20 protein-coding genes are annotated in these 22,369 nt (G+C 72.4%); 19 read left to right on the forward strand and 1 reads right to left on the reverse strand.

Annotated features, from left to right (window positions below):
* The first annotated feature begins 53 nt into the window (after positions 1-53).
* From FR742_RS15770 to FR742_RS15860, 19 genes are all read left to right on the forward strand, one after another.
* Positions 54-239 (forward strand): hypothetical protein, encoded by a 186-nt coding sequence (locus FR742_RS15770; protein ID WP_148031653.1) that lies wholly within the window; start codon positions 54-56, stop codon positions 237-239.
* Positions 236-580: a helix-turn-helix transcriptional regulator gene (locus FR742_RS15775; RefSeq protein ID WP_148031654.1), complete on the forward strand. Its 345-nt coding sequence runs from the start codon at positions 236-238 to the stop codon at positions 578-580. Before FR742_RS15770 ends, FR742_RS15775 begins: the two co-directional genes overlap by 4 nt.
* Positions 581-636: 56 nt before the next feature.
* Positions 637-2,259, forward strand: a complete 1,623-nt coding sequence (locus tag FR742_RS15780; protein ID WP_148034593.1) for a SulP family inorganic anion transporter — start codon at positions 637-639, stop codon at positions 2,257-2,259.
* Between the two features lie 82 nt (positions 2,260-2,341).
* Positions 2,342-3,949, forward strand: coding sequence for an FAD-dependent oxidoreductase (locus tag FR742_RS15785; RefSeq protein ID WP_148031655.1), 1,608 nt, complete (start codon positions 2,342-2,344; stop codon positions 3,947-3,949).
* 17 nt (positions 3,950-3,966) lie between these two features.
* Positions 3,967-5,025, forward strand: coding sequence for a pyridoxal-phosphate dependent enzyme (locus FR742_RS15790; RefSeq protein ID WP_148031656.1), 1,059 nt, complete (start codon positions 3,967-3,969; stop codon positions 5,023-5,025).
* Positions 5,026-5,072: 47 nt separating this feature from the next.
* The gene (locus FR742_RS15795; protein WP_148031657.1) at positions 5,073-5,762 is read left to right on the forward strand and encodes a response regulator transcription factor; all 690 of its coding nucleotides are present in this window, start codon (positions 5,073-5,075) and stop codon (positions 5,760-5,762) included.
* On the forward strand, positions 5,759-7,198 hold the full coding sequence (locus FR742_RS15800; RefSeq protein WP_148031658.1) for a HAMP domain-containing sensor histidine kinase: 1,440 nt from the start codon (positions 5,759-5,761) through the stop codon (positions 7,196-7,198). Before FR742_RS15795 ends, FR742_RS15800 begins: the two co-directional genes overlap by 4 nt.
* Before the next feature lie 53 nt (positions 7,199-7,251).
* A complete protein-coding gene (locus tag FR742_RS15805; RefSeq protein ID WP_148031659.1) occupies positions 7,252-8,010 on the forward strand; it encodes a polyphosphate polymerase domain-containing protein in 759 nt (252 codons plus the stop codon).
* Positions 8,007-8,693 carry a DUF4956 domain-containing protein gene (locus tag FR742_RS15810; RefSeq protein ID WP_246640289.1) on the forward strand — a complete coding sequence of 229 codons (687 nt, stop codon included), beginning with the start codon at positions 8,007-8,009 and terminating at the stop codon, positions 8,691-8,693. The genes FR742_RS15805 and FR742_RS15810 overlap by 4 nt, the downstream gene beginning before the upstream one ends.
* Positions 8,690-10,183: a CotH kinase family protein gene (locus tag FR742_RS15815; protein WP_148031660.1), complete on the forward strand. Its 1,494-nt coding sequence runs from the start codon at positions 8,690-8,692 to the stop codon at positions 10,181-10,183. Before FR742_RS15810 ends, FR742_RS15815 begins: the two co-directional genes overlap by 4 nt.
* Positions 10,184-10,266: 83 nt before the next feature.
* Complete coding sequence (locus FR742_RS15820; protein ID WP_261808559.1) at positions 10,267-11,382, forward strand: acyltransferase; 1,116 nt, start codon at positions 10,267-10,269, stop codon at positions 11,380-11,382.
* Positions 11,379-12,602: a sensor histidine kinase gene (locus FR742_RS15825; protein ID WP_261808560.1), complete on the forward strand. Its 1,224-nt coding sequence runs from the start codon at positions 11,379-11,381 to the stop codon at positions 12,600-12,602. The genes FR742_RS15820 and FR742_RS15825 overlap by 4 nt, the downstream gene beginning before the upstream one ends.
* On the forward strand, positions 12,599-13,246 hold the full coding sequence (locus FR742_RS15830; protein WP_148031661.1) for a response regulator transcription factor: 648 nt from the start codon (positions 12,599-12,601) through the stop codon (positions 13,244-13,246). The genes FR742_RS15825 and FR742_RS15830 overlap by 4 nt, the downstream gene beginning before the upstream one ends.
* Before the next feature lie 129 nt (positions 13,247-13,375).
* Positions 13,376-16,486, forward strand: a complete 3,111-nt coding sequence (locus FR742_RS15835) for a tetratricopeptide repeat protein (RefSeq protein WP_148031662.1) — start codon at positions 13,376-13,378, stop codon at positions 16,484-16,486.
* A 70-nt stretch (positions 16,487-16,556) separates the two neighbouring features.
* A complete protein-coding gene (locus tag FR742_RS15840) occupies positions 16,557-16,961 on the forward strand; it encodes a GntR family transcriptional regulator (protein ID WP_148031663.1) in 405 nt (134 codons plus the stop codon).
* On the forward strand, positions 16,958-17,848 hold the full coding sequence (locus tag FR742_RS15845) for an ABC transporter ATP-binding protein (protein WP_148031664.1): 891 nt from the start codon (positions 16,958-16,960) through the stop codon (positions 17,846-17,848). Before FR742_RS15840 ends, FR742_RS15845 begins: the two co-directional genes overlap by 4 nt.
* On the forward strand, positions 17,845-18,879 hold the full coding sequence (locus FR742_RS15850) for an ABC transporter permease (protein WP_148031665.1): 1,035 nt from the start codon (positions 17,845-17,847) through the stop codon (positions 18,877-18,879). Before FR742_RS15845 ends, FR742_RS15850 begins: the two co-directional genes overlap by 4 nt.
* On the forward strand, positions 18,876-20,291 hold the full coding sequence (locus FR742_RS15855; protein ID WP_148031666.1) for a S41 family peptidase: 1,416 nt from the start codon (positions 18,876-18,878) through the stop codon (positions 20,289-20,291). Before FR742_RS15850 ends, FR742_RS15855 begins: the two co-directional genes overlap by 4 nt.
* 12 nt (positions 20,292-20,303) lie before the next feature.
* Positions 20,304-21,452, forward strand: a complete 1,149-nt coding sequence (locus FR742_RS15860) for an alpha/beta hydrolase (RefSeq protein WP_148031667.1) — start codon at positions 20,304-20,306, stop codon at positions 21,450-21,452.
* A gap of 40 nt (positions 21,453-21,492) precedes the next feature.
* On the opposite strand, the gene FR742_RS15865 is transcribed toward FR742_RS15860, so the two are convergent.
* Positions 21,493-22,368, reverse strand: coding sequence for an SDR family oxidoreductase (locus tag FR742_RS15865; RefSeq protein WP_148031668.1), 876 nt, complete (start codon positions 22,366-22,368; stop codon positions 21,493-21,495).
* Position 22,369 lies beyond the last annotated feature (1 nt).

Here is a 22,369-nt window from a genome sequence, read left to right on the forward strand (position 1 = left end):
TCGCAATTGCTGAGGTACCCTTCCTCATGTCGGACGTAGATATGGGGTGAGATGTGAGCGGGCCTTTCGCCGCCGCCATCAGGGAACGGGCACGCCAGGCGCACGCGGCGCTGGAGACGGCGCGCGCCGAAGACGACCCGGAGGCGCTGATCGTCGCCGAGGGCGAGTGGGACGACGTGAGGCGGATGGCCCGCGAGCACGACATCGAGCTCGGCCCGGAAGGCACGGTGGCCGAGTGAGGTCGGTGCCGCTCTACGAGGCCAAGGCGGAGCTGTTCCGCCTCCTCGGTCATCCCGTGCGGATCCGCGTCCTGGAGCTGCTGCAGGAGCGCCCCATGCCGGTGCGCGACCTGCTGGCCGCCATCGAGGTCGAGCCGACCGGGCTCTCGCAGCACCTGGCCGTGCTGCGCCGCTCCGGCATGGTGACCGCCCAGCGCGACGGCTCCACCGTCGTCTACTCCCTGGCCGGCGGTGACGTGGCGGAGCTGCTGCGGGCCGCCCGCCAGCTGCTGACCCAGCTGCTCACCGGGCAGCACGAGCTGCTGAGCGAGCTGTTGCAGGCGGAGACCAAGACCCGGTGAACCAGTTCTTCTCCTCGGTGCGTTCTCTCCTGCCCGCCCGCGCCGACCTGGTCGCGATGACGCGCCGCCCGCGACGCGACCTGCTCGCCGGGCTCACCGTCGCGATCGTGGCGCTGCCGCTGGCGCTCGGCTTCGGCATCTCGTCCGGCATGGGCGCGGAGGCGGGCCTGGCAACCGCGGTGGTCGCCGGCGCGCTGGCGGCCGTGTTCGGCGGTTCGGGGCTGCAGGTGTCCGGGCCGACCGGGGCGATGACCGTGGTGCTGGTGCCGATCATGGCCCAGTACGGCGCGTCCGGGGTGCTGACCGTCGGCGTGCTGGCCGGCCTCATGCTCATCGCGCTCGCGCTGGCCAAGGCCGGCAAGTACATGGCGCTGGTGCCCGCCCCCGTGGTCGAGGGCTTCACCATCGGCATCGCCTGCGTGATCGGGCTCCAGCAGGTGCCCGCCGCGCTGGGCGTGCCCACGCCGGAGGGCGAGAAGGTCGTCGTCGTCGCCTGGGAGGCCGTGCGGGACTTCGCGGCCCGGCCGCAGTGGTGGGCCGTCGGCATCGCGCTGGCCGTCGCCGCGATCATGATCGTGGGGGCGCGGTGGCGGCCGACGGTGCCGTTCTCGCTGCTGGCCGTGGCCGCCGCCACCGTCGCCGTCGCGCTGGCGGACCTGCCGGTGTCGACGATCGGTGAGCTGCCCGCCGGGCTGCCCGCGCCGTCGATCGGCTTCATCGACCCGGCCGCGCTGTCGTCCCTGATCGCCCCGGCGATCGCGGTCGCCGCGCTGGCCGGGCTGGAGTCGCTGCTGTCGGCGGCGGTGGCCGACGGCATGAGCGTCAACCACAAGCACGACCCGGACCGCGAGCTGTTCGGGCAGGGCCTGGCCAACCTGGTCTCACCCATGTTCGGCGGCGTCCCGGCCACCGGCGCCATCGCCCGCACGGCGGTGAACGTCCGCTCCGGCGCCTCCTCCCGGCTGGCGTCCCTGGCGCACGCCGGCATCCTGGCCGTGATCGTCTACACGGCGGCCGGGCTGGTGGCGAAGATCCCGCTGGCCGCGCTGGCCGGGGTGCTGCTGGCCACGGCCGTGCGGATGGTCGAGGTCGGCTCCGTCAAGGCGATGGTCCGCTCGACCCGCGGCGACGCGGTGGTGCTGGTGCTGACCGCGATCGCCACGCTGGCGCTCGACCTGGTCCAGGCCGTCATCCTCGGCCTGCTCGTGGCCGGGGCCCTGGCGCTGCGGTCGATCGCGCGCAACGTCCGCCTGGACGCGATGCCGATCCACGACGACCTGACCGGCGACCACACCGACCAGGAGCTCGACCTGCTGGCCGAGCACATCGTCGCCTACCGGCTGGACGGGCCGCTGTTCTTCGCCGCCGCGCACCGCTTCCTGCTGGAGCTGTCGGAGGTGGCCCACGTGTCGGTGGTGATCCTGCGCATGTCCCGCGTCACCACCATCGACGCCAGCGGCGCGCTCGTCCTCGGCGACGCCATCGCGCGCCTGCGGCACCGCGGCATCACCGTGTACGTCTCCGGCATCAGGAACGGGCACCACAAGCCGCTGCGCGCGCTGGGCGTGATCGAACGGCTGGCGGAGGAGGGCCGCGTGTTCGCCACCACGCCGGAGGCCATCGCCGCCGCCCGCGACCACCTCCACCACAAGGGCGTCATCCCCGCCACCACCGGCTGAGGCCCACGGGTTGCCGTTATGGCAAAGATGTTTGCGATCAGGTGGGGTGCGGGCAGACCATTTCCCCGGAAGGGGAGGTGTCATGAGTCGTACGTACGAGGTGGTCGTGGTCGGCGGTGGGGTCGCCGGGCTGAGCGGGGCGGTCACGCTGGCCAGGGCGCGGCGGACGGTGCTGGTGGTGGACTCGGGCCGGTCGCGCGAGGAGCCCGCGATCCCGGGCGTGGGGCGGGAAGAGGTGGCGCGGTACGGGGGCGAGGTCGTCGACGGGACGGTCACCGAGGTCGGGCGGGTGGACGGCGGCTTCCGCGTCGCGCTGGCCGGCGGTTCCTCGGTGGTGGCGCGGCGGCTGCTGGTGGCCACCGGGGTGAGCGAGGAGCTGCCCGGCGTGCCCGGCCTGGCCGGGCGGTGGGGGCGGGACGTCGTGCACTGCCCGGACCGCCACGGCTGGGAGATGCGCGACCGGCGCGTCGCCGTGCTCGCCACCGGCCCGATCGCGGCGCACCAGGCGCTGACGTGGCGGCAGTGGAGCGCGGACGTCACGCTGTTCCTCCACACCGCGCCCGAGCCTGCTGGCGAGGAGTACGAGCGGCTGGCCGCCCGCGACATCGCCCTGGTCAACGGGAAGGTCACCGGCCTGGAGGTGACCGGAGACGCGCTCACCGGCGTCACCATGGCCGACGGGCGGGTCATCGCCTGCGAGGTGCTGGTGGTCGCCCCGCGCGCCTCCGCCCGGGCCGGCTTCCTCGCCGGGCTCGGCCTGGAGACCGAGGAGCAGCGGGTGGCCGGCGTCCCGGCCGGCGTGCGGCTGGCCGCCGACGCCGCGGGCGCGACCGGCGTGCCGGGGGTGTGGGCGGCGGGCGGCGTCACCGACGTGACCGAGACCGCGCTCGGCGCCGCCGCCGCGGGCGCCCGCGCGGCCCGTGCGGTCAACGCCGACCTGATCGCCGAGGAGGCCCGCCACGCGGCCGAGACCCGTCCCGTCCCGTTCTCCGCCGAGGCGGAGCGCGGGGTCTCCGAAGGCGTGCAGAAGCGGCGCCTGCACAACAGGTACGCGGCGGACCAGGAGATGTCCGGTCAGCAGTGGTGGGACGCCCGCTACAGCGGGAGCACCCGGGTCTGGAGCGGCCGGCCGAACATGATCCTTTCCAGGGAGGTCCCGGCGCTGACCCCCGGCACCGCGCTCGACCTGGGGTGCGGTGAGGGCGGCGACGCGATCTGGCTCGCCGGTCAGGGCTGGCGCGTCACCGCGGCCGACATCTCGGGCGTGGCGCTGGAGCGCGCGGCCCGGTTCGCCGCCGAGGCCGGGGTGGCCGATGCGATCGACTTCCAGCGGCACGACTTCGGCGCGTCCTTCCCCGCGGGCAGCTACGACCTGGTCTCGGCGCACTACCTGCACTCGTACCAGGACCTGCCGCGCGAGCGGATCCTGCGCGCGGCAGCCGGTGCGGTCGCGCCCGGCGGCGTGCTGCTGATCGTCGGCCACGCCGGGTGGCCGTCATGGCAGGACGACCACCCGGACGTGCACCTTCCGACCGCGCGGGAGGTGCTGGACTCGCTGGAGCTGGCGGAGGGCGAGTGGGAGGTGGAGCTGTGCGAGGAGTTCGAGCGCGCCCAGGACGCGCCCGACGGCACCCCCGGCACCCGCACCGACAACGTGCTCAAGATCCGCCGACTGGACCCGGGCCGATGATCACGCGACCATGAGATGTGCTCACATCGTTCTGGTACGCCAATCCCGCCGCCCGCCACTGGAGCTGCGCGCTCCCGTCGGACCAGGCCAGGAAACTCCACGCCAAGCTGCCCGGCTACTCCCCCACCCCCCTCACCGAGCTGCCCGCGCTGGCCGGAGACCTGGGCGTGGGGCGGGTGCTGGTCAAGGACGAGTCGTCACGGCTGGGGCTGCCGGCGTTCAAGGCGCTGGGGGCGTCCTGGGCGATCCACCGCATCCTGGAACGGCGGGAGGGGCCGCTGACGCTGGTCACCGCCACCGACGGCAACCACGGCAGGGCCGTCGCCCGGATGGCCCGGCTGCTCGGGCAGCGGGCGCGGGTGTTCACCCCCGGCGGCGTGCACCCCGAGGCCGTGGCGGCCATCGCCGCCGAGGGCGCCGAGGTGACCGAGGTGGGCGGCAGCTACGACGAGGCGGTGCAGCGGGCGGCGTCGGCCGCCGGGGAGCCGGGCGCGGTGCTCGTGCAGGACACGGCCTGGGCCGGGTACGAGGAGACGCCCGGCTGGATCGTGGAAGGGTACGCGACCCTCTTCGCGGAGCTGGACGAGCAGCTCGGGGAGGCTCCCGGGCTGGTGGCGGTCCCGGCGGGCGTCGGCTCCCTGGCCCAGGCGGCGGTCGCCCACTACCGGGCCCGGCCGGGCGGCACCGCCGTCATGACCGTGGAGCCGGAGACCGCCGCGTGCGTGCTGGCCAGCCTGCTGGAGCGGCGGCCGGTGCGCGTCGAGACCGGCGACACCATCATGGCGGGGCTCAACTGCGGCACCCCGTCCAGCCTGGCCTGGCCGTACCTGCGTGACGGCCTGGACGCGGCCGTCGCCGTCGGGGACGCCGACAGCACCCGCGCCGCGAGAGAGCTCCTGGCTCTGGGCGTCGACGCGGGACCGTGCGGCGCGGCCTCGCTGGCCGGGGTCCGGGCCGCCCTGGACTCGGCCGAGCGCCGCGCGTCGCTCGGCGTGCGGCCGGGCTCCACGGTGGTGCTGCTCAACACGGAGGGGACCACGGCGAACCCGGCGCTCTGCCCCGCGGGCAAGGACTGACCGCGGCTTTCAGCGGACTCTCAGACAGTGGCGGTATCCAGGAGGCCATGGACGCGAAGGTGCTGGTCGTCGACGACGAGCCGAACATCCGCGAGCTGCTCTCCGAGGCGCTGCTGCTCAACGGCTTCACCGTGACCACCGCGTCCAGCGGGTGGCGCGCGATGGACGCGGTGGCGCGGGAGAGGCCGGACATCGTGGTGCTCGACGTGATGCTCCCCGATCTGGACGGGTTCGCGGTCGCCCGGCGGCTGCGGGAACGCGGCGAAAGGCCGATGGTGCTGTTCCTGACCGCCAAGGACGCGGTGTCCGACCGGATCGCCGGGCTCACCGCGGGTGGCGACGACTACGTGACGAAGCCGTTCAGCCTGGAGGAGGTGGTGCTGCGGGTCCGGGCGATCCTGCGCCGCGCCCGCCCGCCGGAGGACCGCGCGGGCGACGGCGTGCTCCGCTACGCGGACCTGGAGCTGGACGAGGAGGCGCACCAGGTGCGGCGGGCGGGCCGGGCCATCCACCTGTCGCCGACCGAGTTCAGCCTGCTCCGCTACCTGATGGTCAACGCCGAGCGGGTGGTGTCGAAGGGGCAGATCCTCGAGAGCGTGTGGGACTACGACTTCGACGGCGACAGCCGGATCGTCGAGTCGTACATCAGCTACCTGCGGCGCAAGATCGACGTGCTCGGCCCGCCGCTGATCCACACGCTGCGCGGCGTCGGCTACCGGTTGCGGGACCCGTCATGAGACGGGTCGTGAACCGGCCGTGGCCGCTGCGGCACCGGTTGCTGGCGGCGCTGGTCGGCCTGTCCGCCGCCGGGCTGGCGATCTTCGCGGTGTCCGGGGTGCTGCTGCTGGACCGTTCGCTGATGGCGCGGGCGGACGGCCAGCTCGCCGAGTTCGCCGACCGGGTCGGCAGGCGCCCGCCGCCGATCGCGCCGCCGCCGCGCCCTGACGAGGTGCGGGTGCCCACCCGGTTCGACGTGGACGTCTACAGCCCGGCGGGGACGCTGCTGGAGGACGTCCCCACCGGCGCCCAGGACGGCCCGGCCGTGCCCGCCGAGCTCGTCGCCGGGCCGCCGCGCGGCCCCTTCACCGTGCCGGGCGAGGACGGCACGGGCGATTGGCGGGTGCTCGTCGTCCCGCTGCCGGACGGCAACCGGGCGGCGGTGTCGATGTCGCTGGAGTCCGACGACTCCACCGTGCGGGAGCTGCTGGTCATCCAGCTCGCGGCGGGCGGGCTGGTGCTGGGCCTGCTCGCCGCCGCCGCCCTGGCGGTGGTGCGGCTCGGGCTGCGCCCGCTCACCCGGATGGAGCGTACGGCCGAGGCCATCGCGGCCGGCGACATCGACCGCAGGGTCGCCGACAGCGACCCGCGCACCGAGACGGGCCGGCTCGGCACGGCGCTCAACGTGATGCTCGAACGCCTGGCCCGCGCGCTGCGCGAGCGCGAGCGCTCCGAGCGGCGGCTGCGCCACTTCGTCGCCGACGCCTCGCACGAGCTGCGCACACCGCTCACCTCCATCCGCGGCTTCGCCGAGCTCTACCAGCACGGCGACGCGCCCAGGGACCCGGCGGCCGAGCGGCTGCTGCGCCGCATCGGGAGCGAGGCCGAGCGGATGGGCGTGCTGGTGGAGGACCTGCTGCTGCTCGCGCGCCTGGACCAGGAGCCCGCGCTGGAGCTGACCACGGCCGACCTGCACGTGCTGGCAGGTGACGTGGTGCACGCCGCGCACGCCCGCGACCGCGACCGTCCGGTCCGCCTGACGCTGTCCGACCGGCCGGTGCGGGTACGGGGCGACGAGCACCGGCTGCACCAGGTCATCGCCAACCTCGTCGGCAACGCGCTCACCCACACCGCGCCCGGCACACCGGTGCGGGTGACGGTCGGGCACGCCCGTGTCGGCCCGCCCGAGGGCGTGCACGCCGGGCCGGGACCGGCTCCGGGCACCGAGGCCGCGCTGGTGGAGGTGGCCGACGAGGGTTCGGGCATCGACGCCGAGCACCTGCCGTACGTGTTCGACCGGTTCTACCGCGCCGATCCGAACCGCTCCCGCGACCAGGGCGGCACCGGCCTGGGGCTGGCCATCGCCGCCGCGCTCGTCAGCGCCCACGGCGGCCGGATCGAGGTTTCCAGCTCCGGGCGGGGCACCCGCTTCCGCGTTCTGCTCCCGTCCGCCTGACCTTCGCGGCGGGTTCACACACTATTCCCAGGTTCGTCGGGTCACATATCGGCATGCTGCGCCTTTTCAACCGGTACGAGATCAAGTACCTGATGGACGCGGGCCTCGTGGACGAGCTGCGCGAGGAGCTGGAGCGGCGGCTCGACCGGGACCGGCACTGCCCGGACGAGGGCTACGCCATCTGGAGCGCCTACTACGACACCCGGCACCTCCGGTTCTACTGGGAGAAGATCGAGGGCCTGAGGTTCCGCCGCAAGCTGCGCATCCGCCACTACGGCGACCGTTTCTCCGCCGCCGGGGACACGCCCGTGTTCGTGGAGATCAAGCAGCGGGTCAACCGGGTCACCCAGAAGCGGCGGGTACGCGTGCCGTACCTCGACGCGCTGCGGCTGTGCGACGGCCGCGAGATGATCGCCCACGAGCCGTCCCAGCGCGCCTTCCTCGAAGAGGTGCTGGACCTGGTCTGCCGCCTGGACCTGCGGGCCACCGCCATGACCGGCTACACCCGCCACGCCTACCTGGGCAGGGACGCCGACACCGGGCTGCGGGTGACGTTCGACCGGCGGGTGCGGGGCCGCGACCGCGACTTCGGCTTCGGCACCGACGCGCGGAACCGCTTCATCGTCCCGCCGCACAAGGCGATCATGGAGGTCAAGGCGAACGAGCGCGTCCCGTATTGGCTGACCGACCTGACCGCCAAGCGGAACCTGCAGGTCGTGCGGGTCTCCAAGTACTGCCAGAGCATCGAGGCGCACGGGCTGGCCCCGCGCTCCGTCTTCCACGTCCCCGATCATGATCTCTCGGAGGCATGACCCCCATGGACTTCTCGTTCCAGGACCTCTCGGGCACGTTCAGCGTGGCCGACGTCGCCATCGCGATGACGCTGTCGTTCGTGCTCAGCGCCATGATCGGCTGGGTGTACCGGGCGACGCACCGCAACGTCTCCTACAGCCAGTCGTACGTGCAGACGCTGGTCGTCCTCGGCATGCTCATCTCCCTGATCATGCTGGTCGTCGGCTCGAACATCGCCCGCGCGTTCGCCCTGGTCGGCGCCCTGTCGGTGGTACGGTTCCGCAACGCCATCAAGGAGACCCGTGACGTCGGGTTCATCTTCCTGGTGATGGGCGTCGGCATGGCCGTCGGCACCCGCTTCTACCTGCTGGCGGTCGTCGCCGCGGTGACGATCTCGCTGATCGTCGTGGTGATGCACCGGTTCGACTGGTTCCAGCTGAACGTGCGCCGCCAGGTGGTGAAGGTGCAGGTGCCCGCCGACGAGGACCACACCCACGCCATCCAGGACGTGCTGATCCGCCACACCGACGAGTTCGAGCTGGTCAGCATGGAGTCGATCAGGGGCGGGGCTCTCACCGAGCTGATGTACACGGTGAAGATCAAGAAGGGTGGCGAGCCGGCCGACCTGATGGCGGCCCTGCGCGAGCGCAACCACGGCCAGTCGGTCACCGTCCTGACCGGCTACGACCAGACCGACCTGTGACGAGGCTCAGGCGCCGGCTGCCGGTCAGGCTCCGGCAGAACGGGAAGCTCCTCGCCGCCTGCGCGGCCTTCCTGGGCGTGTGCTGGGGGGTGTTCGGCAGCGGCACGGTCCGCCCGTACGCGGTCTCGGCGCCGGACACCACGGCCGGCGCCGTCACTCAGGACATCACGGGCACCAAGGACCTGTTCGACACCTCGGTCGCGCACCAGATCACGCTCACGTTCCGCGACGAGAGCTACCAGGACATGCTGACCGCGTACGTCAAGGACGGCGAGAAGGAGTACGTCGAAGCGGACCTGACCGTCGACGGCACCACGATCCCGAGCGTCGGCATCCGGCTCAAGGGCAACTCGACGCTGGCGGGGCTCACCTGGAAGGGGGAGAGCGCCGGCCGCCGTCCGGCCGGGAGACCCGGCGGCGAGCGCCCCGAGGGCTTCCGGCCTCCCGAGGGTTTCCAGCCACCTGACGGTTTCCAGCCACCTGACGGTTTCCAGCCACCCGACGGGAACCAGCCTCCCCGCGAGGGCCGGCCCCCTGCTGAGGGTGATGAGCAGACCGGTGACCGGGGCCGGAGGCGCGGCGGCATGGGCGGCTTCGGCGCCGCGCTGAAGGCGGAGGAGCCGGAGACGCTGCCCTGGCTGATCAGCTTCGACGAGTTCGTGGAGGGCCGCCGCTACCAGGGCCACTCGCAGGTCGCCGTCCGCCCCGTGACCGGCCGGGCCCCGACGATGCTCAACGAGGCGCTCGCCATCTCCACCGTCGGCGCCGCGGGCGAACCCACCCAGAGCTTCGCCTACAGCGCGTTCACCGTGAACGGCCGTAGCTCGGCGCCCCGCCTGGTGGTGGAGTACCTCGACGAGGGGTACGCCGAGAACCTGGGCGACGGCGTGCTGTACAAGTCGCTCGCCACCGGCTCCTTCACCTACAAGGGCGAGGACCAGACCCAGTACACCTCCGACTTCAAACAGGTGAACAAGGTCGGCGGCACCGACCTGCAGCCCGTGATCAACCTGATCCGGTGGGTGGATGAGGCGTCCGACGAGGAGTTCGCGGCCGGGCTGCCCGAGCGCCTGGAGGTGGAGTCGTTCGCCCGCTACGTGGCGCTGCAGGAGCTCATGCTCAACTTCGACGACATGAGCGGCCCGGGCAGGAACTACTACCTCTGGTACGACCTGGACACCCGCAGGTTCCGGGTCGTCACGTGGGACCTCAACTTCGCCTACAGCGGCGACGGCGCGTTCGGCGGCGGGCGGATGGGCGGCCACAAGCTGAAGGAACGCTTCCTGGCGACCCCCGCCTTCAAGAAGCTGTACGAGGAGCAGTACGCCGCACTCCACCGGAAACTCCTGGCCGGCGGCATCCTGTCGGGCCTGCTCGACGACATCGTCCGCGGCTACAAGCTCAACGCCGGAGCCGGCCCGGTCGACGCCGACGCCGAGACGCTCCGCGCCCTCCTGCGCGAGCGCGCCGAGGCGACGGGCACCGGCTGAACCTGCCTCATACTTCAGGACCACGGGCGAATGAGCTCCTCAGCGGGATTCGGGTCAGGGTCGCCGGTTCCTAGGTTCGCTCCATGGCAACCCTGGCCGAACTCGTCCACCGGATCGACACCGCCACCCCGCCGGGCCGTGACCGCGCCGTCGACGGGCTGCGCGCGCTGGCGATCGCCGGCGTCGTGCTGGGCCACTGGCTGGTGACCGCCCTGGTGGCCGGCGGCGACACGCTGCGCGCCGGCAGCCCGCTGCGGGTCATGCCTGAGCTGGCGCCGGTGTCCTGGGTGCTCCAGACGCTGGCGGTGTTCTTCCTGGTGGGCGGGCTGGTGAACGGCCGCCGCCGCGGCCCGTACGGCGCGTGGCTGAAGGCACGGACGGCGCGGCTGTTCCGGCCGGTCGGCGCGCTCGCGGGGGTGTGGGCGGTGGCCGCGGGCGCGATGTTCGTGTCCGGGGCCGAGCTGGAGACGGTGCGCACGCTGGGGACGCTGGTGGTGTCGCCGCTCTGGTTCCTGCTGGTGTTCGCGCTGCTCACCGCCGCCACGCCGCTGGTTTCGCGGCTGCACCCGGCGTGGCCGCTCGCCGCCGTCGCCTGCGCCGACCTCGTCCGGTACGGGCTGGGCGGGCCTTCCTGGGCGGGCTGGGTGAACGTGGTGGCCGGCTGGCTGGTGCCGTACTGCCTGGGCCTGACCTGGGCCGCGCGCGGCCTGCCGGGGAGGGCGGCCGGGTGGGGGCTGGTGGCCGGTGGCGGGCTGGCGACGATCGGGCTGGTGGCGTGGGGCGGGTACCCGGCGGCCATGGTCGGGGTGCCGGGCGCGCCGGTGTCCAACCTCGACCCGCCGACCCTGGCCGCCGTCGCCTTCGGGCTCGCCCAGTGCGGGGCGGCGGCGCTGCTGGCCGGCCCGCTGCGGCGGCTGCTGGCCAGGCCCGCGGCGTGGGCGGCGGTGGCCGCGGTCAACCTGGCGGCGATGACCGTCTTCCTCTGGCACCAGACCGCCATGATCGCCGTCACCGTCGCCGGCCTGCACGCCGGTGGCCGCCTGCCCGGCCTGCACACGGCGCCCGACGGGCTCGGCTGGGTGGCGGCCCGGCTGGCCTGGCTGCCGGCGTTCGCGGTCGCGCTGGCCCTGTGCTGCCTGCTCTTCCACACCTACGAGCGATCTTCCGTACGGGCTCCGCGCCGTAGGGTGGAGCCGTGATCGGGACCCTGCGGTCGGACCTGTGGACGGCGGCGGCCGATCCGCTCCCCCGCATGCGCGGCCCGCGCCCGCTGGCGCGGCTGCCGCACGTCCTGGTGGTGCTGTACGCGGTGCTCATGGTCGATGCCGCGGGCGGCCACGGCGACCCCACCTATTCGCCGCTGGCGATCGGGCAGGCGGCGGCGGTGGTGCTGGCCCTGTTCCGCCCGGTCCCGGCCTGGTGGGTGTCGCTCCTGGTGATGGCGGTCGGCTCGCAGACCGGCCTGCCGGTGCGGGAGCACCCGATCTACCTGTCGCCCGGCACGCCGTTCTCGTGGTCCAGCTTCGCGGCCGCGCTGCAGGCCATGCTGTTCCTGCTGGTGGCGTTGCGGGTCAGGCCGAGAGCGCTGGCCGAGATGGTGGCGATCACCGTGCTGGTCGCGCTGGCGTTCCTGGTCGGCGAGCCGTGGGGCCACCACACGGGCGCGGCGGCGGTGTGGCTGGTCATCGTCCTGGCGGCGGCGGTCATCGGGGCCGCGCTGCGCGGCGCGCGGGTGGCCCGCACGCAGCTCGTCGTGCAGGAGGAGGTCACCGCCGAGGAGCGGGCGCGGCGGGCGGTGCTGGAGGCGCGCAACCGGATCGCCCGCGAGCTGCACGACGTGGTGGCCCATCACATGTCGGTGATCTCCATTCAGGCGCAGGTGGCCCCGCACCTGGTGGAGAACCCGTCGCAGGAGTTGAAGGACAATCTGGCGGGCATCCGGCAGAACGCGGTGGAGGCGCTCGCCGAGCTGCGGCGCGTCCTCGGCGTGCTCCGCTCGGCCGACGGACCGGCGGACGACGCCCCGCAGCCGACGCTGGACCAGGTCGACGACCTGATCGCCAAGGTACGGATTGCCGGGCTCACCGTCACCGCCACGACCACCGGCGAACCCAGGCCGCTGTCGCCCGGCATCGAGCTGTCGGCCTTCCGCATCCTGCAGGAGGCGCTCAGCAACGCCATGCGGCACGCCCCCGGCGCCTCCGTACGGGTCGAGATCGCGTACCGGCCCGGAACACTCGCGCTCACCGTGCGCAACACCGCGCCGCGGCGCCCGGCCCCGTCCTCGCACGGGGCCGGGCTCGGCCTGCTCGGCATGCGCGAACGCGCCCACATGCTGGGCGGCGAGCTGGCCGCTGGTCCCACCCCCGACGGCGGCTACGAGGTCACCGCCGCGCTCCCCGCCGAGGACACCCCATGATCCGCGTGCTCGTCGCCGACGACCAGACGATGGTCCGCCAGGGCTTCACCGTGCTGCTGAACGCCGAGCCCGGCATCGAGATCGTCGGGCAGGCGGTGGACGGACTGGACGCCGTCGCCAAGGTCGCCGAGCTCTCCCCCGACGTGGTGCTCATGGACATCCGCATGCCCGAGCTGAGCGGCATCGAGGCGACCCGCCGGGTCAGCGGCGTCGTCAAGGTGCTCGTGCTGACGACGTTCGACCTGGACGAGTACGTGTACGAGGCGCTGCGGGCGGGCGCCTCCGGGTTCCTGCTGAAGGACGCCTCGGCGGCGGAGCTGGCGCACGCGGTGCGGGTGGTGGCCGCCGGTGACGCCCTGCTGGCGCCGGGGGTGACCAGGCGGCTCATCACCGAGTTCTCCCGGATGGCCGGGCCCCGGCAGCGCATGGACCGCCTCGCCGGCCTGACCGAGCGCGAGACCGAGGTGCTGGCGCGGATCGCGCAGGGCCTGTCGAACGCGGAGATCGCCGAGCGGCTGGTGCTCGCCGAGCAGACGGTCAAGACCCACGTGAGCCGCATCCTGGTCAAGCTGGGCCTGCGCGACCGCACCCAGGCCGCCGTGTTCGCCTACGAGACCGGGTTGGTCCGCCCGCCGAACCCGTAGGGATTTCCGCTTATCTGCGCTTCGGCGGGCAAATGCTTCATGTCACTTCTGCGGCATGGGTGGTCGCTCGGCGTGACGGCGTGTTGACTGAAATGTGCCGGCTTCGGGTGCCGGTTCAGGAGGTGGCGGGTGGCGGCGTTGTTCGTGGGGCGTAGCGAGGAACAGGACCGATTCCGGCTGGTCCTGGCCGAAGCCGCAGGCCAGACCGACGACGGCCCCGACGAGGGATACGTCGTGTTGGTGCAGGGTTATGGAGGGATCGGCAAGTCGACGCTTTTGCGCCGGTTCGCCGAGATCGCGGCCGGGCGGCTGCCCGAGGTCTCCGCCGGCAGATTCACGGTCTTCCTGGTGGATTGGGAACGGGACCGGGAGCTGCACGCGGAGGAGTATGTGGAGTTCGCCGGCCCGGCGATTTGGCGGATCATGGAACGGATCCGCACCCGCATCGAGAACTCCACCACCGCCTGGGGGCCTGTCAAACGGCGGCGTCTGAAGGGGTTCGCCGCCTTCCAGCAGCAGGTGACCAAACTACCGGAGCTGGAAGCCGAAGCCGCCCGGCTGGGCCTGGGCAAACAAGTGGGTCATAGGCCCCTGACCTTCACGCAGATCGCCGCGATGGTCAAAGCCGGAGGAGAGATCGCCAAGGCGGCGGGCGTCCCATCAGCGATCACCGACGCCACGAGCACCGTCGCGGGCACGGGGGCGCAGATCGCCACGAGCTTCCAGCAGAACCGGGCCACTCAGATCGACCCCGCCGCCTACCGGGCACTGGTCGACCAGATCGACGGGCTGGTGACGGCATTCACCGACGGTTTGAAGACCCTGTCGCGCAAGCAGCCGGTGGTATTGGTCCTGGACACCTGTGAGCTCCTGGGTGGATCCGGGCCTTGGCTGCGGGAGGTGATGAGCCGTTCCGGCCGCCGGGTGGTATGGGTGATCGGCACCCGCCTGGAATCCGATCTCGTGGCCGCCGGAGACAGCGAATCCATCCGATACGAGCGTGAGGTGGACGAGCAACGGCTGCGGACCATCACGCTGCGCCGATTCGACGACCGCACCGCGGCCGAATACCTGCAGCAGCGGTTAGGTTCACTTCCGCCCGAACTGGACCTCGACCGAGTGATCGCGTTGACCCAGGGCGTACCCCTGGCGCTGCACATCATGAGCAAGATGATCGCCGACCAGGTCCGCACCGGCCGCCCTCTCGAACAGCTCTACGACGAGGTCGCCCCGGACGGCACCGTCTCCACCGTCGTGGCCCGGATGGCCGAGCGCTACCTCCACCACGCCACCTACGATCCCGATTCCGACCTGCACCGGGATCTGCCCGCCCTCCACGGGCTGGCCCTCGTCAACGTCGAGCAGAACCCCACCCGCCCGAGCGCCTTCCCGCCTGACCTGTTCGACTCCCCCTGGGCTCCGCGCCGCGAGGACACCGTGGTCGCGATCGACCGTGACCCCGCCATGCTCGCCGCCCTGTGGGGCATCGAGGCCGGAGACGTCGCCGCCCGCCTCCGGGAACTCGGCCGGCACCATGACTTCGTCCACAGCGGCGACGGGACCCTGCACCGCGACGTCCGTGACGCCATCCGGACCTTTCTCCTGGTCCCCAAGCACCGCGCCACCGTCACAGACATCAATACCCGCGCCGTCGACCACCTCCGGCAGCAACTCGCCGGCCATCAGCACAGCAGCATCGAGGCCCAGCTCACCGACACCGCCTGGCGCACCACCACGGCCGCCTTGCTCTGGCACACCTGCTGGATCAATCCCTCCGACGGCATCCCTGTCCTGCGGCACCTTTACGCCCCCGCCCGTGTCCTCCAGCCTTCCTACGCCCGCCTTCTGATCGGCATCACCACCTACTTCATGCCGTACCTCACCGAAAGCGACCAGAACCTCCTCACACAGCTCATGGACCTGAGCTCCCCAGTTCCTCGCCGCGCGTCAGCCAGAGCCGCCATCCACGCCCTCACGGCCGCCCCCTCCCCAGAACCTCCTCTCCTCCATGGCGACAGCCGGCCCCTCCTGCACCTTCTTCGAGCCGAGATCGCTCGCGCTCTCGGCCTCGACCTCGCGGACCAGGTCAGCTGCTTCCGCCGCGCCGCTCGTGTCTTCACGCCCGGCAGTGGTCCCACGGCCATGAAGATCGGCCAGCTCGCCCTTTCATGCACTTTGGCGGACCCCGAGACACAACCCGTACGACTGCAGAAGGCTCTGGTCGAGGCAAGAAGAATCGCTGTCCGCTACCGGCCCGACGACGTAGTCGCCCACCTCAATTTCGGGTACCTGCTGTACGACCTGGGGCGGTTCGCTGAGGCTGAAGGTGTCTACCGCACGGCCGTCAGGATCGATCCCGATTACGCCGTCGCCTACAACGGTCTCGGCAACGTGCTGCACGCCCTGGGACGGTTCGCTGAGGCTGAGGATGCCTACCGCGAGGCGATCAGGATCGATCCCGACTACGCCTTCGCCCACAACGGTCTCGGCAACCTTCTGTACGACCTGGGACGGTTCACCGAGACCGAGGATGCCTACCGCGAGGCGATCAGGATCGATCCCGACTACGCCTTCGCCCACAACGGTCTCGGCAACGTTCTGTACGGCCTGGGGCGATTCACTGAGGCTGAGGATGCCTACCGCGAGGCGATCAGGGCCGATCCCTATTACGCCTTCGCCCACAACGGTCTCGGGATCATGCTGAAAGAGCAGGGCCGATACACCGAGGCTGAGCGTGCCCACCGCAGGGCGATCGAGAGCGATCCTGGCTATGCGATCGCGCATGGGTGGCTGGGCTTGTTACTGATGTGTGTCGGGGAGTTCGAACGGGCGCGGCTGGAGCTGGAGCAGGCCGACGCCCGGCCGCGCAGCGAACTGTCACGGTGGATCCTGGACAGGGCCCACCCTCCCAGCGGTGCGTCCGTTCACACCCCGGATTCCGTGCACGCCGCCTTCGACGAGCCCCTGCCGCCTCGAACGGTTCTTCCGTCGACGTTCACGATGGCCGAGATCCGCGCGCTGGCCACGGCCGGCAAAGGCGACGGGCCGAGGGCTGTGGAGATCCTCCGGTCCGTGGTGGACCAGCGCCGCCCCAGCGATCGGTTCGTACGGCCTCTGTATGACCTGCTGGCCCGCCCCGAGCCGATCGCCGGGCTGGAGCAGCTACTGGATGTGTGGCGGGAGATCATCGCGGCGGATCCGTCGGCGGTGGGCCCGTGGGGCGGCCCGAATCCGGCCTGATCCATCCATCCACGCGGCGGCTTACGGCTTCTTAACATCCATACTCCTAAAGTACTAGGAGACTAGATGAATGGAGAAGCTGTTGATCGAGTTCTACCTCGACAGCCGGTCCGGCGTCTCGCCCTATCAGCAGCTGGTCCAGCAGGTGCGGCACGCGCTGCGGCTGGGGCTGCTGCGCGTGGGTGACCAGCTTCCGACGGTCAAGGACGTGGTGGCGGGGCTGGCGATCAACCCCAACACGGTGCTCAAGGCCTACCGGGAGCTTGAGCACGAGGGCCTGGTGGCCGCCCGGCCGGGGGTCGGCACGTTCGTGACCGCGACGCTGGCCGGCGCCTCGCTGGCCGCGCACGGCCCGCTCCGCGCGGATCTGCGGCGCTGGCTGGAGAAGGCGCGCAGGGCCGGGCTCGACGACGAGAGCATCGAGGCCCTTTTCATGACCACCTTTCGGACCGCCTCCCAGGAGGAAATAGCGTGACTTCTGTCCTGCAAGCCCAGGAACTGGGCAAGAAGTACGGCAAACGCTGGGCGTTACGCGAGTGCACCGTCGACATCCCGGCCGGGCACGTGGTCGGCCTGGTGGGCCCGAACGGGGCGGGCAAGACCACACTGCTGAAACTGGCCGCCGGCCAGCTCGAACCGACGGCGGGCGCCATCACCGTGCTGGGCGGCCGGCCGGCCGGCGGCCCGGCGCAGCTGGCCAAGGTCGGGTTCGTCGCCCAGGACACCCCGGTCTACGCGGGGCTGACCGTCGCCGAGCACCTGCGTCTGGGCACCCGGCTCAACCCCCGCTGGGACGCCGGCCTCGCGCGGGAACGGATCGCGCGGCTCGGCCTCCCCTCAGGCCACCGGGCGGGGAAGCTGTCCGGCGGCCAGCGCGCCCAGCTCGCCCTCACCCTGGGCCTGGCCAAGCGGCCCGAGCTGCTGATCCTGGACGAGCCGGTCGCCTCGCTCGACCCGCTCGCCCGCCGCGAGTTCCTGCAGGGGCTGATGGAGGCCACCGTCGAGCACGAGTTCAGCGTGGTGCTCTCCTCCCACCTGGTCGCCGACCTGGAACGGGTCTGCGACTTCCTGATCGTGCTCGTCGACTCGCGCGTGCAGGTGGCGGGAGAGGTCGACCGGCTGCTGTCCACCCATCACCGGCTCACCGGCCCCCGCCGCGACCCCGCCCGGCTCCCCGCCGGCCAGCAGGTGATCTCCGCACGCCACACCGACCGGCAGAGCACGTACGTGATCCGCACCGACGCCCCGATCCACGACCCCGCCTGGACGGTCACCCGGCTCGACCTGGAGGACCTGGTCCTGGCCTACATGGACAGGTACGTCGCCGATGACCGGCGGCCCGTGCTGGAGGTGCGGCGATGATCTGGCTGACCTGGCGGCAGTTCCGCGGCTCGGCCGTGATGATGGCCGCCGTTCTCGGCGTGCTCGCCGCCGTCCTGGCCGTGACCGGCCCCGGCCTGGCCTCCGGTTACGCCTCCGGGATCGCCGCCTGCGCCCAGGACGGCAGCTGCGGCCGCTTCTACGACCGCTTCTTCGACACGTACCAGCTCCCGTTCATGGCCCTGACCCTCGTCGTGCTGCTCCTGCCCGCCCTGGCGGGGCTCTTCTGGGGGGCGCCGCTGATCACCCGCGAGCTGGAGGCCGGGACGCACCTGCTGGTGTGGAACCAGAGCATCACCCGCGCCCGCTGGCTGACGGTCAAGCTCGGGCTCGTCGGCCTGGTCACGGTGGCCGCCGCCGGCCTGTGCGGCCTCATGGTGACCTGGTGGTCCGACCCTCTGGACAAGTCGGCCGCCGACGGGCTGGGCCTGATGGCTCCCCTGGTGTTCGGCGCGCGCGGCATCGCCCCGATGGGGTACGCGGCCTTCGCCTTCGTCTTGGGGGTGACCGTGGGCATGCTCGTGCGCCGCATGCTGCCCGCCATGGCCCTCACCCTGGCCCTGTTCGCCGTGGTCCAGCTCGCGATGCCGATGCTGGTCCGGCCCCATCTGATGTCCCCGGTCACGGCGTCCTTCGAGCTCGGCCAGGCGAACGTGGACGGCATCGGCATGGACCGCGACGAGGGCGGCGCCGTGCACGTCATGCTGAGGTCGGCCGTCCCCGGTCACGCCGGCGCCTGGGTCCTGTCCAGCGAACTCGTCGACCCGTCCGGGCGCACTGCCGGCGCGGAAGGCACCATCGGCGTCTCCACCACGTCGGGACCCTGCGCGCCGTCCGGAGGCATGGACACGTGCGTGGCCGAGATCAACCGCCTCGGCTACCGGCAGCAGGCGACCTACCACCCCCTCGACCGTTTCTGGCCCTTCCAGTGGATCGAGACCGGGATCTACGTCCTGCTCACCGCCGGCCTCGCGTGGTTCTCCTTCTGGTGGACCAGGAGGCGTCTGTCATGACCGCCGCCAGGATCGCGGCGGCCGGGATCGCGCTCCTCCTGGCGGCGGCCTGCGCCGCGCCGACGCCACCGCGCGGCGAGGCGGGCACGGCGGCCGGCACGGTCTGCGCGCGGCCCCAGGATCCGCCCGCTGCGGAGACGGCCACCACGATCGACGTCATCGAGCAGGCGTACTTCTGCATCCTCGGCAACTACTACGGCGGCGCCACGCTGGACGCCCGCACGCTGCTGCTCGCCGGATTCGCCGCCCTGACGCAGGAGCTCAACCGCAACGGCCGCGACGTGCCCGAGGCGGCCATGCCGGCGCTGACCGGTGACAGGAAAGCCGACTGGACCGCTTTCGAGACCGTCTACCGGAAGACCACCGACCAGGTGCCCGGCCTGCGCGACGAGCTGGCCGTGGTCACCCTGGAGGCCATGGTGGCGGCGCTCGGCGACAACCACGCCCGCTGGGCGCACGGCGTCGAACGGCACCCCGACGCCTACGACGGCGACGGCTACGGACTCGGACTCCAGGCGAACGTCGACGGCCCGCAGGTGACGGGCAACCCCGGCACGGCCCTGCCCCCGCTGTTCGTCACCGCGGTGGAGGGCGGCGCGGCGCACGCCGCCGGTCTGCGCCCCGGCGACGTCGTCGAGTCGATCGACGGCTCGGCGCCCTTCCTCGACGGGAAGGCCACCGCCGCGATCGCCGCCCTCTACCCGCGCTACCCGCAGGCCCGCCCGGTCCGGCTGCGGCTGCTGCGGGAGAGCACCGGCCGCCGCTGGAGCGTGACGCTCAAGCCCGGCCTCTACCAGCGGGACCTGGCCACCTTGCAGGCGGTGCGGTCGAAGCTGCTGGACGACGTCGCCTACGTGCGGTTGCGGGGGTTCGGCTCCGACGCCGCGAACAGGGTTCTCAAGGCGGTCGCGCGGCTGCGTACCGGCCGGACGCTCTCCGGCGTCGTGCTGGACCTGCGCGGCAACGGCGGCGGCAGTCCCGTCGAGGCGGTCCGGCTGGTGAGCGCGTTCGCCCACGGCAAGATCACCGCCTACCAGTGCACCGCGGAAGGCGACTGCGAGGCCATGCGGACCGACGACACCGTGGAACTGGTCGGCCTGCCGCTGGTGGTGCTCACCGACCGCGGCTGCGCGTCGGCGTGCGAGCACTTCAGCTCCGCGATCAAGGACCTGGGCGCCGGCCGGCTGGTCGGCACCAGGACCGCCGGGGTCGTCTCCGGCCCGGCGCAGCCGTACCTGCTGAGCGACAACACCCTGCTGAGCCTCCCCTCCAGGCACCACCTCGGTCCCGATCGCGAGGTGATCGACCGGATCGGCGTGCCGCCCGACCACCACGTGGCCCCGGCCCCGCGCGACGCGGCCGCCGGGCGCGACCCCGCGCTGGCCAGGGCCCTGACCTTGCTGCGGAAGTGAAGGGACCCTGCGATGAGACACCTCCTGGCGGTCCTGGCCGTCCTGGCCGTGTCGGCCTGCGCCGCGCCGACGCCGCCCCGCTCCGCCGCCCCGTCGCCCACGCCGACGGGCCCGGCGGTCCTGCCCGAGCCCTCCGGCGCCCACCCGGTCGGCACCACCGTCCTGCACCTGGAGGACACCTCCCGCCCCGACCCCTGGGACCTCGACGCCGAAACCAGGGAGCTCAAGGTCACCCTGTGGTACCCGACCAGGCAGCGCGACGGGGAACGCGCGCCGTACATGACGCCGCGGGAATCGGAGCTGTTCCTCAAGGGCTCCAGGATCACGGGCGTTCCGTACGACGCGCTCAGCCGGACCCGCACCAACGCCGTCGAAGACGCCGAACCCGCGGGGCGGAACCTTCCGCTGGTCGTGCTGTCCCCCGGCTTCACCAAGCCGTTGAGCACGCTCACGTCCCTGGCCGAGGACCTGGCCAGCCGGGGGTACGTGGTGGCGGGGATCGACCACACCCACGAGAGCTACGCCACGACCCTGGCCGACGGCCGGGTGGCGGAGTGCCTCGCGTGTGACAGCGACGCCGATCCGGGTTTCGGCGCGGGGGTGGTCCAGGTCCGGGCGGCCGACGTCTCCTTCGTGCTCGACCAGCTGCCGTCCCGGTGGGACGGCGCCGGGCTGATCGACCGCTCCAGGATCGCGATGGCCGGCCAGTCGATCGGCGGGGCGAGCTCGGTGGCCGTCATGGTGAAGGACTCCCGGGTACGTGCCGGCATCGACATGGACGGCACCACCTACGCCCGGATCCCCGAAGGCGGGTTCTCCAGGCCGTTCATGTTCATCGGCTCGCCGGAGCACGTCCCCGGCGGCCGGGACACCACGTGGGAGCGCGACTGGAAGCTGCTGACCGGGTGGAAGCGGTGGATCGTCATGAAGGGCGGGGACCACCAGTCCTTCACCGACCTCCCGGTGCTGGCGGGCGCCCTCGGCATCGGACCCGCCGGCCCCGAACTGGCGGCGGCGCGCGCCGCCGAGCTCACCCGGACGTATGTGGCGGCCTTCCTCGACCAGCATCTGAAGGCGGAACGGCAGCCCCTGCTGGACAAGCCGTCGGCTCGGTATCCCGAGGTCGCGCACTGCGCCCCGGGCGGCGGGGCCTGCCTCTAGCCGCACGTCCCGCCCGGCGCTCCGCGAGGTTCGCCCCGGCTCAGACGGCCGGGGCGAACCTGGCGGCGTGGTCGCGGGCGAAGTCGGCGACGTCGCGCGGCGGGCGGCCGAGCAGGCCGGCGACAGCGTCGGTGGTGAAGTCGCCCCAGCCGGAGACGTACGCCCGCGCGTACTCCTCCAGCATGTCGGCGATCCATTCAGGGACACCGTGGCCGAGCAGCGTCTTGTGCTTGGCCTCGTCGCTGACCGGCAGATAGGCGACCGGCCTGCCGAGGACGCGGCCCAGCTCGGCCGCCACCTCGTCGAAGGTCAGCGAGCGCGGGCCGGTGAGCGTGTACGTCCGGCCGTGGTGACGGTCGGGGGCGTCGAGGAGCACGCGGGCGGCGCATTCGGCGATGTCGCGCACGTCGATCATGCCGACCCTGGACGAGGCGACGTTCAGCGAGAACGTGCCGGTGGCGGCGATGTCGCCCGTCTCGTTCAGCAGGTTCTGCATGAACCAGTGCGGGCGCAGGATCGTCCAGCGCAGGCCGGACCGTTCGAGCTCCTGGTCGGACAGCGCGTGCAGCCTGCCGCTGCGGTTCGGCGCGTCGTGGGCCGCGCCGATCACGGACAGGCGCACGACGCGCTCCACGCCGGCCTGGCGTGCCGCCCACACGGCGTTCATGCTGTTCTCCGGAGCGCGCGGGCTGTTCGGGGTGAGCAGCCACAGGTCCTGCACGCCCTCGAAGGCGGGCGCCAGCGACCGGGGGTCGCCGAGGTCGCCGACGACGACCTCGGCCCTGTCCCTCAGCCCGTCCGCCCTGGACGCGTCGCGGACGAGGACGCGCAGGCGGACGTCGGCCCCTTCCAGCGCGTCGATCAGCGCGGTGGACACGGTTCCGGTGGCTCCGGTGATCAGTACGGTGCGTGACATG

The sequence above is a fragment of the Nonomuraea sp. C10 genome (assembly GCF_008017515.1).
Lineage (GTDB): Bacteria > Actinomycetota > Actinomycetes > Streptosporangiales > Streptosporangiaceae > Nonomuraea > Nonomuraea ferruginea.